Origin of the sequence: Streptomyces sp. NBC_00989 (genome assembly GCF_045162655.1) — a bacterium.
In the GTDB taxonomy this organism is placed as follows: domain Bacteria; phylum Actinomycetota; class Actinomycetes; order Streptomycetales; family Streptomycetaceae; genus Streptomyces.
Window position 1 is genome coordinate 9198985 of record NZ_CP108728.1, and the last position, 13236, is coordinate 9212220.

General features: G+C 69.8%; 12 protein-coding genes. 11 read left to right on the forward strand and 1 reads right to left on the reverse strand.

Features of this window, described 5'->3' with window-relative positions; genetic code table 11:
* Positions 1–3 precede the first annotated feature (3 nt).
* The 11 genes from pdxS to OG714_RS41415 all read left to right on the forward strand — a co-directional run bounded on the left by pdxS (position 4) and on the right by OG714_RS41415 (position 11866).
* A complete protein-coding gene (gene pdxS / locus OG714_RS41365) occupies positions 4–915 on the forward strand; it encodes a pyridoxal 5'-phosphate synthase lyase subunit PdxS (protein WP_406128846.1) in 912 nt (303 codons plus the stop codon).
* A gap of 15 nt (positions 916–930) precedes the next feature.
* A complete protein-coding gene (gene pdxT, locus OG714_RS41370; protein ID WP_406128847.1) occupies positions 931–1536 on the forward strand; it encodes a pyridoxal 5'-phosphate synthase glutaminase subunit PdxT in 606 nt (201 codons plus the stop codon).
* Positions 1537–1587: 51 nt separating this feature from the next.
* Complete coding sequence (locus OG714_RS41375) at positions 1588–2340, forward strand: YebC/PmpR family DNA-binding transcriptional regulator (protein ID WP_317774760.1); 753 nt, start codon at positions 1588–1590, stop codon at positions 2338–2340.
* Between the two features lie 127 nt (positions 2341–2467).
* On the forward strand, positions 2468–3079 hold the full coding sequence (gene ruvC, locus OG714_RS41380; protein WP_406128849.1) for a crossover junction endodeoxyribonuclease RuvC: 612 nt from the start codon (positions 2468–2470) through the stop codon (positions 3077–3079).
* The gene (gene ruvA, locus OG714_RS41385) at positions 3076–3684 is read left to right on the forward strand and encodes a Holliday junction branch migration protein RuvA (RefSeq protein WP_019059777.1); all 609 of its coding nucleotides are present in this window, start codon (positions 3076–3078) and stop codon (positions 3682–3684) included. The genes ruvC and ruvA overlap by 4 nt, the downstream gene beginning before the upstream one ends.
* An 11-nt stretch (positions 3685–3695) precedes the next feature.
* Entirely contained in the window at positions 3696–4766 is a 1071-nt protein-coding gene (ruvB, locus tag OG714_RS41390) for a Holliday junction branch migration DNA helicase RuvB (RefSeq protein WP_406128851.1), read from the forward strand.
* A 164-nt stretch (positions 4767–4930) separates the two neighbouring features.
* Positions 4931–5437 carry a preprotein translocase subunit YajC gene (yajC, locus tag OG714_RS41395; RefSeq protein ID WP_406128853.1) on the forward strand — a complete coding sequence of 169 codons (507 nt, stop codon included), beginning with the start codon at positions 4931–4933 and terminating at the stop codon, positions 5435–5437.
* A gap of 142 nt (positions 5438–5579) precedes the next feature.
* On the forward strand, positions 5580–7343 hold the full coding sequence (gene secD, locus OG714_RS41400; RefSeq protein WP_406128855.1) for a protein translocase subunit SecD: 1764 nt from the start codon (positions 5580–5582) through the stop codon (positions 7341–7343).
* 1 nt (position 7344) lies between these two features.
* Positions 7345–8469, forward strand: a complete 1125-nt coding sequence (gene secF / locus OG714_RS41405) for a protein translocase subunit SecF (protein ID WP_406128857.1) — start codon at positions 7345–7347, stop codon at positions 8467–8469.
* Complete coding sequence (locus tag OG714_RS41410) at positions 8466–9005, forward strand: adenine phosphoribosyltransferase (RefSeq protein ID WP_406128859.1); 540 nt, start codon at positions 8466–8468, stop codon at positions 9003–9005. Before secF ends, OG714_RS41410 begins: the two co-directional genes overlap by 4 nt.
* A gap of 323 nt (positions 9006–9328) precedes the next feature.
* Positions 9329–11866, forward strand: coding sequence for a RelA/SpoT family protein (locus tag OG714_RS41415; RefSeq protein ID WP_406128861.1), 2538 nt, complete (start codon positions 9329–9331; stop codon positions 11864–11866).
* A 63-nt stretch (positions 11867–11929) separates the two neighbouring features.
* Here OG714_RS41415 and OG714_RS41420 read toward each other — a convergent pair whose 3' ends face one another.
* A complete protein-coding gene (locus tag OG714_RS41420) occupies positions 11930–13159 on the reverse strand; it encodes a DUF349 domain-containing protein (protein ID WP_406128863.1) in 1230 nt (409 codons plus the stop codon).
* Positions 13160–13236 lie beyond the last annotated feature (77 nt).

The window sequence follows — 13236 nt, forward strand, 5'->3', positions numbered from 1 at the left end:
CCCGTGTCCAGCACCCCCAGCTTCGCCCAGACTCCCGAGACCGGCACCGCGCGCGTGAAGCGCGGCATGGCCGAGCAGCTCAAGGGCGGTGTGATCATGGACGTGGTCAACGCCGAGCAGGCGAAGATCGCCGAGGACGCCGGTGCCGTCGCCGTCATGGCGCTGGAGCGGGTCCCCGCCGACATCCGCAAGGACGGCGGCGTGGCCCGGATGTCCGACCCGACGATGATCGAGGAGATCATCGAGGCGGTCTCGATCCCGGTCATGGCCAAGTCCCGCATCGGCCACTTCGTCGAGGCCCAGGTCCTGCAGTCCCTCGGCGTCGACTACATCGACGAGTCCGAGGTCCTCACCCCGGCCGACGAGGTCAACCACTCCGACAAGTGGGCCTTCACGACCCCCTTCGTCTGCGGTGCCACCAACCTGGGCGAGGCACTGCGCCGCATCGCCGAGGGCGCCGCCATGATCCGCTCCAAGGGCGAGGCCGGCACCGGCAACGTCGTCGAGGCGGTCCGCCACCTGCGCCAGATCAAGAACGAGATCGCCAAGCTGCGCGGCTTCGACAACAACGAGCTGTACGCCGCCGCCAAGGAGCTGCGCGCCCCGTACGAGATCGTTCGCGAGGTCGCCGAACTCGGCAAGCTCCCGGTCGTGCTGTTCTCCGCCGGTGGCGTCGCCACCCCCGCCGACGCCGCGCTGATGCGCCAGCTCGGCGCCGAGGGCGTCTTCGTCGGCTCCGGCATCTTCAAGTCCGGCGACCCCGCCAAGCGCGCCGCGGCCATCGTGAAGGCGACCACCTTCTACGACGACCCGAAGATCATCGCGGACGCGTCCCGCAACCTCGGCGAGGCCATGGTCGGCATCAACTGCGACACCCTCCCCGAGGCCGAGCGCTACGCCAACCGCGGCTGGTAACCACCCATGGCGGATATGTCTCCAGCCCCTGTCATCGGTGTCCTGGCCCTCCAGGGCGACGTACGGGAGCACCTGATCGCCCTGGCCGCGGCCGACGCCGTGGCCAGGCAGGTCAGGCGCCCCGAGGAACTCGCCGAGGTGGACGGTCTCGTCATCCCCGGGGGTGAGTCGACCACCATCTCCAAGCTGGCCGTCCTCTTCGGACTGATGGACCCCCTGCGCGCACGCGTGCGTGCCGGTATGCCCGTCTACGGCACCTGCGCCGGCCTGATCATGCTCGCCGACAAGATCCTCGACCCGCGCTCGGGCCAGGAGACGATCGGCGGCATCGACATGATCGTGCGCCGCAACGCCTTCGGACGGCAGAACGAATCCTTCGAAGCAGCTGTCGACGTCCGGGGCATCGAGGGCGATCCTGTGGAGGGCGTCTTCATCCGCGCCCCCTGGGTCGAGTCCGTCGGTGCCGAGACCGAGGTCCTCGCCGAACACGAGGGCCACATCGTCGCGGTCCGCCAGGGCAACGCGCTCGCCACGTCGTTCCACCCGGAACTGACCGGCGACCACCGCGTGCACTCCCTGTTCGTCGACATGGTGCGCGCGAACCTGGCTCCGGGGTCCTAGTAGGATCTCTGGGGTTCGTAAAGAGTTGGGTTACGCGAAGGAGACAGGCAGATGTCCGGCCACTCTAAATGGGCTACGACGAAGCACAAGAAGGCCGTGATCGATGCCAAGCGCGGCAAGCTCTTCGCGAAGATGATCAAGAACATCGAGGTCGCGGCCCGCACCGGTGGTGCCGATGTGTCCGGCAACCCGACGCTGTTCGACGCCATCCAGAAGGCCAAGAAGAGCTCGGTCCCGAACAAGAACATCGACTCCGCGGTCAAGCGCGGCGCCGGTCTCGAAGCCGGTGGCGCCGACTACGAGACGATCATGTACGAGGGTTACGGCCCGAACGGTGTCGCGGTGCTCATCGAGTGCCTCACCGACAACCGCAACCGCGCCGCCTCGGACGTGCGTGTCGCCATGACCCGCAACGGCGGGAACATGGCCGACCCCGGCTCCGTCTCGTACCTCTTCCACCGCAAGGGTGTCGTGATCGTCCCCAAGGGCGAGCTGGGCGAGGACGACGTCCTCGGTGCCGTGCTCGACGCGGGCGCCGAGGAGGTCAACGACCTCGGTGAGTCCTTCGAGGTCGTCTCCGAGGCCACCGACCTGGTCGCGGTCCGCACCGCGCTCCAGGACGCCGGCATCGACTACGACTCCGCCGACGCCAACTTCGTCCCGACCATGCAGGTCGAGCTCGACGAGGACGGCGCCCGCAAGATCTTCAAGCTGATCGACGCCCTGGAGGACAGCGACGACGTGCAGAACGTCTTCGCCAACTTCGACGTCAGCGACGAGGTCATGGAGAAGGTCGACGCGTAGCGCTGCCGCGAGCTGAAGTCGAACAAGCGGTTCAACGGGCCGACGGGACACACCCCGTCGGCCCGTCGCTTTGTCAGTGACACCCGATAGCCTGCACAAACAGGCGATCGAACGAGGGGGGTTGGGAGTGCGGGTACTGGGTGTCGACCCCGGACTCACCCGATGCGGTGTCGGAGTGGTCGAAGGCGTCGCGGGCCGGCCGCTCACCATGGTCGGCGTCGGTGTCGTACGGACCCCGTCGGACGCCGAGTTGGGCCTGCGCCTCGTCGCCATCGAGCAGGGCATCGAAGCGTGGCTCGACGAACACCGGCCCGAATTCGTCGCAGTGGAGCGGGTGTTCAGCCAGCACAACGTGCGCACGGTGATGGGCACCGCCCAGGCCAGCGCCGTCGCCATGCTGTGTGCGGCCCGCCGCGGCATCCCCGTCGCCCTGCACACCCCCAGCGAGGTCAAGGCCGCCGTCACCGGCAACGGCCGCGCCGACAAGGCCCAGGTCGGCGCCATGGTGACCCGGCTGCTCCGGCTCGACGCACCCCCCAAGCCCGCCGACGCCGCCGACGCCCTCGCCCTCGCCATCTGCCACATCTGGCGGGGCCCCGCGACCAACCGCCTTCAGCAGGCCGTCGCCCAGAACCGGTTGCAACAGGCGGTCGCCCAACACGCGGCCGGCACGCGCAAAGCCCCGCAAGCCCCTCAAGCATCGAAGACCCCGCACGCATCGAAAGGCCGTACCGCATGATCGCCTTCGTCAGTGGCACGGTCGCCGCACTCGCTCCCGACGCCGCGGTGGTCGAGGTCGGTGGTGTCGGCATGGCCATCCAGTGCACGCCGAACACGCTGTCCACGCTCCGCCTCGGCAAGCCCGCCAAGCTCGCCACCTCCCTCGTCGTCCGCGAGGACTCGCTCACCCTGTACGGCTTCGTGGACGACGACGAGCGCCAGATCTTCGAGCTGCTCCAGACCGCGACCGGCGTCGGCCCCCGGCTCGCGCAGGCGATGCTCGCCGTGCACACCCCGGACGCGCTGCGCCGGGCGGTTGCCGCCGGGGACGAGAAGGCGCTGATGGCGGTCCCGGGCATCGGCAAGAAGGGCGCCCAGAAGCTGCTGCTGGAGTTCAAGGACCGGCTCGGCGCCCCGGTGGGATCCGCCCCGGCGATCGGCGCCCCGGTCACCAGCGGCTGGCGCGATCAGCTGCACGCCGCGCTCATCGGCCTCGGGTACGCCACCCGCGAGGCCGACGAGGCCGTGGCCGCCGTAGCACCGCAGGCCGAGGCCGCCGAGGGTGCGCCGCAGGTGGGGCAGTTGCTCAAGGCGGCCCTGCAGACCCTGAACCGCGCCCGCTAGGAGAACCGTCAGTGAACTGGGACGACACGACCGACGAGACCGCCGCCGAGCGGCTGGTGGGCTCGGTCGCCGACCGCGAGGACCAGGCCGTCGAGGCCGCCCTGCGCCCCAAGGACCTGGGCGAGTTCATCGGCCAGGAGAAGGTCCGCGAGCAGCTCGACCTGGTGCTGCGCGCCGCACGCGCGCGTGGCGCCACCGCCGACCACGTGCTGCTCTCCGGCGCCCCCGGCCTCGGCAAGACCACCCTCTCGATGATCATCGCGGCCGAGATGGAAGCCCCGATCCGCATCACCAGCGGCCCCGCCATCCAGCACGCCGGCGACCTCGCCGCGATCCTCTCCTCCCTCCAGGAGGGCGAGGTCCTCTTCCTCGACGAGATCCACCGCATGTCCCGGCCCGCCGAAGAGATGCTCTACATGGCGATGGAGGACTTCCGCGTCGACGTCATCGTCGGCAAGGGCCCCGGCGCCACCGCGATCCCGCTCGAACTGCCGCCGTTCACCCTGGTCGGCGCCACCACGCGCGCGGGACTGCTGCCACCCCCGCTGCGCGACCGCTTCGGCTTCACCGCGCACATGGAGTTCTACGAACCCACCGAACTGGAGCGTGTCATCCACCGCTCGGCGAACCTGCTCGACGTGGAGATCGACCCCGACGGCGCCGCCGAGATCGCCGGCCGCTCCCGCGGCACCCCCCGCATCGCCAACCGCCTGCTGCGCCGCGTACGGGACTACGCCCAGGTCAAGGCCGACGGATTCATCACCCAGGACATCGCCGGAGCCGCCCTCAAGGTCTACGAGGTCGACGGCCGAGGCCTCGACCGGCTCGACCGCGGTGTCCTCGAAGCCCTGCTCAAGCTGTTCGGCGGCGGACCGGTCGGCCTGTCCACGCTCGCCGTCGCCGTGGGGGAGGAGCGCGAGACCGTAGAAGAGGTCGCCGAACCCTTCCTCGTACGCGAGGGACTGCTGGCCCGCACCCCGCGCGGACGCGTCGCCACGCCGGCCGCGTGGGCGCATCTGGGCCTCACCCCGCCCCGCTCGTCAACCGGGGGAAACGGACAAGGGGACCTGTTCGGGGCGTGACGGCGGGGGCACTGGCCGGGTCAGGAACCCCGGTGCCATGCTGAGCGTTGTTCCATCAGCGTGGACTCGCTTAGACTCCGCCGATGCCGCCTTTGTGGGCGGCGCCGACCACCCCCATCCACCAGGCCGCTCCCGCCGCGGTCGTGCGAAGGAAATTCCGTCCCGTGAATATCGTGACCCTCCTCCCGTTCATCGTGCTCATCGGGGCCATGTTCCTGATGACCCGCTCTGCCAAGCGCAAGCAGCAGGCGGCCGCGTCGATGCGTAATGACATGCAGCCCGGCACCGGCGTCCGCACGATCGGGGGCGTGTACGCGACGGTCAAGGAAGTCAACGAGGAGACGGTTCTCCTCGACGCCGGCCCGGGCATCGAACTTCTCTTCGCGAAGAACGCGATCGGCGCAGTCCTCACCGACGACGAGTACAACCGCATCGTCCACGGCATCGAGCACGACCTGAAGGACGACGCCGACACCGTCCCGGACGACGCCTCCTCCCTCACCGACACCGACGAGCCCGCCGCCGACTCTTCCGACGACAAGCCCATCGACCTCGGCAAGAAGGACGCGGCCGACGAGCCGGCCGACGCCACCGAGGAGCCGGCGAAGCCCGCCGAGGCGAAGACGGAAGAAGAGCCGAAGAAGTCCGACGGCGACACCGACGCGAAGTAGTAACGTCCCGGGAGCGCGGCGCGACCCGCTCGCGCCCCGCGCACCCCGGGTACGTGCGTCGCTCGCACGGGATCCCGACACCATGTCATGGCCGCAGCCGCGCTGACCCGGCGTGGAGCGGCCCGAGAGGGAGTACGAGAAGGTGGCAGCACCTAAGAGGGGCCGCAGCGCGAGCGCCCAGAGCAAGCCGTGGCGCTCGCTGGCCCTCATCCTGATCGCCATCGTGGCGCTCACCGGTGGCATGTTCGCATCCGGGCACAGCACTCCGCGTCTTGGCATCGACCTGGCCGGCGGCACGAGCATCACGCTGCGGGCGGTGGCCCAGCCCGGCGAGGAATCGTCGATCAACAAGACCAACATGGACACCGCGGTCGACATCATGAACCGCCGTGTCAATGGTCTTGGTGTCTCGGAGGCCGAGGTCCAGACCCAGGGCTCCAGGAACATCATCGTCAACATCCCCAAGGGCACGAACTCGGAGGAGGCACGGCAGCAGGTCGGTACGACGGCCAAGCTGTACTTCCGCCCGGTCCTGGCCACGGAGGCGTCCACGGGCGCCGCGACGACGAGCCCGTCGCCGAGCGCGTCCAGCAGCGCCTCCGGCAGCCCGTCGAGCTCGCCCAGCTCCAAGGCGACCGCTTCCTCGTCCAAGACGAGTTCCGCGACCCCGACGGCCACCGCCACCTCTCAGGGCCGTGCCGCCAGCGACGCGCTGAAGGCCGACGCCACCTCGTCCGCGAGCCCCAGCGCCTCGGCCAGCGCCTCCCCGTCGGCGAGCAGCAGCGCCGCCGCCACCGAGGCGGCCGCCAAGCTGGAGGCCCAGTACACCGCGCTCGACTGCTCCAAGAAGTCGGCCCAGACCATCGGCAAGAACGCCAAGGCCGAGGACGCGACCGTGGCCTGCGGCCAGGTCTCGGGTGTCTGGTACAAGTACGTGCTCGGCCCCGCCGCGGTCGACGGCACCGACGTCAAGAAGGCCGCGGCCGTCCTGAACACGACGACCGCCGCCGGCTGGCAGGTCACCATGGACTTCACCGGCAAGGGCGGCGACAAGTTCGCCAAGGTCACCGGTGAGCTGGCGAAGAACACCGCCCCGCAGAACGAGTTCGGCATCGTCCTCGACGGCCAGGTCGTCTCCAGCCCGTCCGTCAGCTCGTCGATCACCGGCGGCAGCGCGGAGATCTCCGGCAGCTTCACCCAGGAAGAGGCCCAGAGCCTCGCCAACATGCTGTCGTACGGCGCCCTGCCGCTGACCTTCAAGACGGACAGCGTCACCACGGTGACCGCGGCCCTCGGCGGTGAGCAGCTGCACGCCGGTCTGATCGCGGGCGCGATCGGCCTCGCGCTGGTCGTCCTCTACCTGCTGATCTTCTACCGCGGCCTGTCGGTCATCGCGATCCCCTCGCTGCTGGTCTCCGCGATCCTCACCTACGTGATCATGGCGCTGCTCGGCCCGGGCATCGGCTTCGCGCTGAACCTGCCGGCGGTCTGCGGTGCGATCGTCGCGATCGGTATCACCGCGGACTCGTTCATCGTGTTCTTCGAACGCATCCGGGACGAGATCCGGGAGGGCCGCTCGCTGCGCCCCTCCGTCGAGCGGGCCTGGCCCCGTGCCCGGCGCACCATCCTGGTCTCCGACTTCGTGTCGTTCCTCGCCGCCGCGGTGCTGTTCATCGTCACCGTCGGCAAGGTCCAGGGCTTCGCGTTCACCCTCGGTCTGACCACCGTGCTCGACGTCGTCGTGGTCTTCCTCTTCACCAAGCCGCTGATGACCATCCTCGCCCGCCGGAAGTTCTTCGCGGACGGCCACAAGTGGTCCGGCATCGACCCGAAGGCGCTGGGCGCCAAGCCGCCGCTGCGCCGCACCCGCCGTCCCTCCGCCCCCGTCGACCCGAAGGAGGCGTGAGATGTCGAAACTCGGCAACCTCGGCGCCCGACTGCACCGTGGCGAGGTCGGGTACGACTTCGTCGGCAATCGCAAGATCTGGTACGGCATCTCGATCCTGATCACCATCACGGCCATCCTCGGCCTGACGGTGCGCGGCCTGAACATGGGCATCGAGTTCCAGGGCGGCGCCGCCTTCACCACGCCCAAGGGCATGAGCGCCTCGGTGAGCCAGGCGGAGAAGTACGCCGAGGACGCCTCCGGCCACGACGCGGTCGTCCAGAAGCTCGGCGACGGCAGCCTGCGCATCCAGATCGCCGGCATCGACACGGACAAGTCCGACAGCATCAAGAAGCAGCTGTCGAAGGACCTGAACGTCGACTCCGAGAGCATCGCCGCGGACCTGGTCGGCCCCAGCTGGGGTGACCAGGTCGCCAACAAGGCCTGGGAGGGCCTGGCGATCTTCATGGTGCTGGTCGTGATCTATCTGGCGATCGCCTTCGAGTGGCGCATGGCCTTGGCCGCGCTCGTCGCCCTGATCCACGACATCACGATCACCATCGGCATCTACGCCCTCGTCGGCTTCGAGGTCACGCCCGGCACGGTGATCGGTCTGCTGACCATCCTCGGTTACTCGCTCTACGACACGGTCGTCGTCTTCGACAGTCTCAAGGAGCAGACCAAGGACATCACCAAGCAGACCCGCTGGACCTACAGCGACATCGCCAACCGGTCGATCAACGGCACCCTGGTGCGGTCCATCAACACCACGGTCGTCGCGCTGCTGCCGGTCGCGGCCCTGCTGTTCATCGGCGGCGGCTTCCTCGGCGCGGGTGTGCTCAACGACATCTCGCTGTCGCTGTTCGTCGGCCTCGCGGCCGGTGCGTACTCCTCGATCTTCATCGCCACGCCGCTCGTCGCCGACCTCAAGGAGGCCGAGCCGCAGATCAAGGCGCTCAAGAAGCGCGTCCTCGCCAAGCGGGCCCAGGCCGCCGCGCAGGGCGAGCCGGCGGAGTCCCAGGTCACCAACCGCTCGGACGACGACTACGACGACGAGCCCGAGGACGCGGCGGCCGTCGTGGGCCCGCGCACCCAGCCGGCGTCCCGCAACCGCGGCCGGGGCCGTCCCTCGGGGAAGCGCCGATGACGGACATCCAGGAGCTGCTGCTCAGCCGTATCCGCGATGTCGCGGACTACCCGGAGCCGGGCGTGATGTTCAAGGACATCACCCCGCTCCTGGCGGACCCGGCGGCGTTCACGGCGCTCACGGACGCGCTCGCCGAGATCGTCGTGCGCACCGGTGCGACTAAGGTCGTGGGCCTGGAGGCCCGCGGCTTCATCCTCGGTGCCCCGGTGGCCGTCCGCGCGGGCGTCGGCTTCATCCCCGTACGCAAGGCGGGCAAGCTCCCCGGAGCGACCCTCAGCCAGACGTACGACCTGGAGTACGGCTCCGCCGAGATCGAGGTGCACGCCGAAGACCTGAGCGCACAGGACCGCGTCCTGGTCGTCGACGACGTCCTGGCCACCGGCGGCACCGCCGAGGCCTCCCTCCAGCTGATCCGCAGGGCGGGCGCGCAGGTCGCCGGCCTCGCGGTCCTGATGGAACTGGGCTTCCTCGCGGGCCGCGCCCGCCTGGAACCGGCCCTGGACGGCGCCCCGCTGGAAGCGCTGCTGGTGGTCTGAAGCCGACAGCACGTCCTGCTGTGATTTGGGAACGGCCGCTCCGGTAACCGGGGCGGCCGTTCCCGTGTCCCAGGGGCGCGACGAGCGACGATGGCGCTGCGGTCGGCCAGGCGCCTCCGGCCCCCGCCGCCCGCCCCGAAACACCCTCGCCGGACACCTCCAAGGCGCCCTCACGTCACCTCCGGAATGCCGGCGGCAGCCCTACGTGTTTCACCGGTGCACGGCCCTCACATCGGCCTGAAGGCGAGCCCGGAGCCCGGGATCGCTACCATGGGCACTCCGGAGCCTGACCGGGGGACCCGGATCGCGCACGAGGAGTCCTCTTGGCAGACGAGGCCCAGCCCCTGACCGCCGCCAAGCCCGAGCCCACCCCGGGCCCCGCGGCGGAGCCCGCGCCCAGTGCGACGAACGCGCAGAGCGAACCGAGCGGGACGGCGGAGCACGCCCAGACGGCACCTGCCGACAAGGCGGCCGAGCCCGCGCGGCCCAAGCCGGCCCAGTCCGAGCGCCCGACGGCCACCCCCGCGCCCCGTCCCACCGCCGATCAGCCCGCACGCTCCGGCGGCTCCTCCAACCGCGTCCGTGCCCGCCTGGCCCGTCTCGGAGGTCAGCGCTCCAACCCGTACAACCCGGTCCTGGAGCCCCTGCTGCGGATAGTGCGCAGCAACGACCCGAAGATCGAGACGGCCACCCTCCGCCAGATCGAGAGTGCCTACCAGGTCGCCGAGCGCTGGCACCGCGGCCAGAAGCGCAAGAGCGGCGACCCGTACATCACGCACCCGCTCGCCGTCACCACGATCCTCGCCGAACTCGGCATGGACCCGGCCACGTTGATGGCCGGCCTGCTGCACGACACCGTCGAGGACACCGAGTACGGCCTCGACCAGCTCCGCCGCGACTTCGGCGACTCCGTGGCCCTCCTCGTCGACGGCGTCACCAAGCTCGACAAGGTCAAGTTCGGCGAGGCCGCGCAGGCCGAGACCGTGCGCAAGATGGTCGTCGCCATGGCCAAGGACCCGCGCGTCCTGGTCATCAAGCTCGCCGACCGCCTGCACAACATGCGCACCATGCGCTACCTCAAGCGCGAGAAGCAGGAGAAGAAGGCGCGCGAGACGCTGGAGATCTACGCGCCGCTCGCCCACCGCCTGGGCATGAACACCATCAAGTGGGAACTGGAGGACCTCGCCTTCGCGATCCTCTACCCCAAGATGTACGACGAGATCGTCCGGCTGGTGGCCGAGCGGGCACCGAAGCGTGACGAGTACCTGGCCATAGTGACCGACGAGGTCCAGACCGACCTGCGCGCCGCCCGCATCAAGGCGACCGTCACCGGCCGCCCGAAGCACTACTACAGCGTCTACCAGAAGATGATCGTCCGCGGCCGCGACTTCGCGGAGATCTACGACCTGGTGGGCATCCGCGTCCTCGTGGACACCGTCCGCGACTGCTACGCGGCCCTCGGCACGGTGCACGCGCGATGGAACCCGGTCCCCGGCCGGTTCAAGGACTACATCGCGATGCCCAAGTTCAACATGTACCAGTCGCTGCATACGACGGTGATCGGCCCCAACGGCAAGCCCGTCGAGCTCCAGATCCGCACGTTCGACATGCACCGCCGCGCCGAGTACGGCATCGCCGCGCACTGGAAGTACAAGCAGGAGGCCGTCGCCGGCACCTCCAAGGTGCGCGCGGAGACGCCCAGGACCACCGGCAAGGACGACCACCTCAACGACATGGCGTGGCTGCGCCAGTTGCTCGACTGGCAGAAGGAGACCGAGGACCCGGGCGAGTTCCTGGAGTCCCTGCGCTTCGACCTGTCCCGCAACGAGGTCTTCGTCTTCACGCCCAAGGGCGACGTGATAGCGCTGCCGGCGGGCGCCACCCCGGTGGACTTCTCGTACGCGGTGCACACCGAGGTCGGCCACCGGACCATAGGAGCACGGGTCAACGGGCGCCTCGTACCGCTCGAATCCACCCTGGACAACGGCGACTTGGTGGAGGTCTTCACCTCCAAGGCGCCCGGCGCGGGTCCCTCCCGCGACTGGCTCGGCTTCGTGAAGTCGCCGCGCGCCCGCAACAAGATCAGAGCCTGGTTCTCCAAGGAGCGCCGCGACGAGGCGATCGAGCAGGGCAAGGACGCCATCGCCCGCGCGATGCGCAAACAGAACCTGCCGATCCAGCGCATCCTCACCGGCGACTCCCTCGTCACGCTCGCGCACGAGATGCGTTACCCGGACATCTCCTCGCTGTACGCGGCGATCGGCGAGGGCCATGTCGCCGCGCAGAACGTCGTACAGAAGCTGGTGCAGGCGCTCGGCGGCGAGGAGGCGGCCACCGAGGAGATCGACGAGAGCGTGCCGCCGGCGCACGGCCGGGGCCGCAAGCGCCGGACGAACGCCGACCCCGGTGTCGTCGTCAAGGGCGTCGACGACGTGTGGGTCAAACTGGCCCGCTGTTGTACGCCTGTTCCCGGCGACCCCATCATCGGTTTCGTCACGCGCGGTAGCGGTGTATCGGTTCACCGCAGCGACTGCGTCAACGTGGAGTCACTGTCCCGTGAACCCGAGCGCATCCTGGAAGTGGAGTGGGCGCCCACCCAGTCCTCGGTCTTCCTGGTCGCCATCCAGGTGGAGGCACTGGACCGCTCGCGGCTCCTCTCGGACGTCACGCGCGTCCTGTCCGACCAGCACGTCAACATCCTGTCCGCGGCCGTCCAGACCTCCCGCGACCGCGTGGCCACCTCCCGCTTCACCTTCGAGATGGGCGACCCCAAGCACCTGGGACACGTCCTGAAGGCGGTCAGGGGCGTCGAGGGCGTCTACGACGTCTACCGCGTGACGTCGGCGCGCAACAAGTCGTAGAACGCACGCAGAAGGGGCTCCCGTACGCGATGTACGGGAGCCCCTTCTCCATGCCTACGGCTGTCAGCCGCCGAACTCCTGGAGGCCCTTCAGGGCCTGCTCCAGCAGGGCCTGGCGGCCCTCCAGCTCGCGTTGCAGCTTGTCGGCGCGGGAGGTGTTGCCCTGGGCGCGGGCCTGCTCGATCTGGCCCGTGAGTTTGTCCACGGCGGCCTGGAGCTGGCCGGTCAGACCCTCGGCACGCGCGCGTGCCTCCGGGTTCGTCCGGCGCCACTCGGTCTCCTCGGACTCCTGCAGGGCCCGCTCGATCGTGTGCATCCGGCCCTCGACCTTCGGGCGGGAGTCACGCGGCACATGACCGATGGCCTCCCAGCGCTCGTTGATCGAGCGGAAGGCCGCGCGGGCCGCCTTCAGGTCGGTGACCGGCAGGAGCTTCTCGGCCTCCTCGGCCAGCTCCTCCTTGAGCTTCAGGTTCTCCGTCTGCTCGGCGTCCCGCTCGGCGAAGACCGAGCTGCGGGCGGCGAAGAAGACGTCCTGGGCACCGCGGAAGCGGTTCCACAGATCGTCCTCGTGCTCGCGCTGGGCGCGGCCCGCCGCCTTCCAGTCGGCCATCAGCTCGCGGTAGCGCGCGGCCGTGGGACCCCAGTCCTGCGAGGCCGACAGACCCTCGGCCTCGGCGACCAGCTTCTCCTTGGTCTTGCGGGCCTCCTCGCGCTGCGCGTCCAGCGACGCGAAGTGCGCCTTGCGGCGCTTGGAGAAGGCCGACCGGGCGTGCGAGAAGCGGTGCCACAGCTCGTCGTCCGACTTGCGGTCCAGGCGCGGCAGACCCTTCCAGGTGTCCACCAGCGCGCGCAGCCGCTCACCGGCCGCCCGCCACTGGTCGGACTGCGCCAGCTCCTCCGCCTCGACGACCAGCGCCTCCTTGGAGTGCCGGGCCTCGTCGGACTGCTTGGCGCGCTGCTGCTTGCGCTCCTCGCGGCGCGCCTCGACGGTCTCCACGAGCTTGTCCAGCCGGACCCCCAGCGCCGCCAGGTCGCCCACCGCGTGGTGGGCGTCGACCTGCTCACGGAGATGGTCGACGGCGGCCTGCGCGTCCTTCGCCGACAGGTCGGTGGTCTTCACGCGCTTCTCGAGGAGGCCGATCTCGACAACCAGGCCTTCGTACTTGCGCTCGAAGTAGGCCAGCGCCTCCTCGGGGGAGCCGGCCTGCCAGGAACCGACGACCTGCTCGCCGTCGGCCGTACGCACGTACACGGTCCCCGTCTCGTCGACGCGGCCCCACGGGTCGCTGCTCACAGCGCCTCCTCCACATGATGCCTGCACAGGGCCTCTGTGCCCCCGGGCATCGTCCACAGTTTCGTCACGGCCAACAT

Bases quoted from the DNA above. Each gene is read 5' to 3' on its own strand.
- OG714_RS41410 (WP_406128859.1), top strand. From the start codon at position 8,466: ATGACGGACATCCAGGAGCTGCTGCTCAGCCGTATCCGCGATGTCGCG.
- pdxT (WP_406128847.1), top strand. From the start codon at position 931: ATGTCTCCAGCCCCTGTCATCGGTGTCCTGGCCCTCCAGGGCGACGTA.
- ruvA (WP_019059777.1), top strand. From the start codon at position 3,076: ATGATCGCCTTCGTCAGTGGCACGGTCGCCGCACTCGCTCCCGACGCC.
- secF (WP_406128857.1), top strand. From the start codon at position 7,345: ATGTCGAAACTCGGCAACCTCGGCGCCCGACTGCACCGTGGCGAGGTC.
- OG714_RS41375 (WP_317774760.1), top strand. From the start codon at position 1,588: ATGTCCGGCCACTCTAAATGGGCTACGACGAAGCACAAGAAGGCCGTG.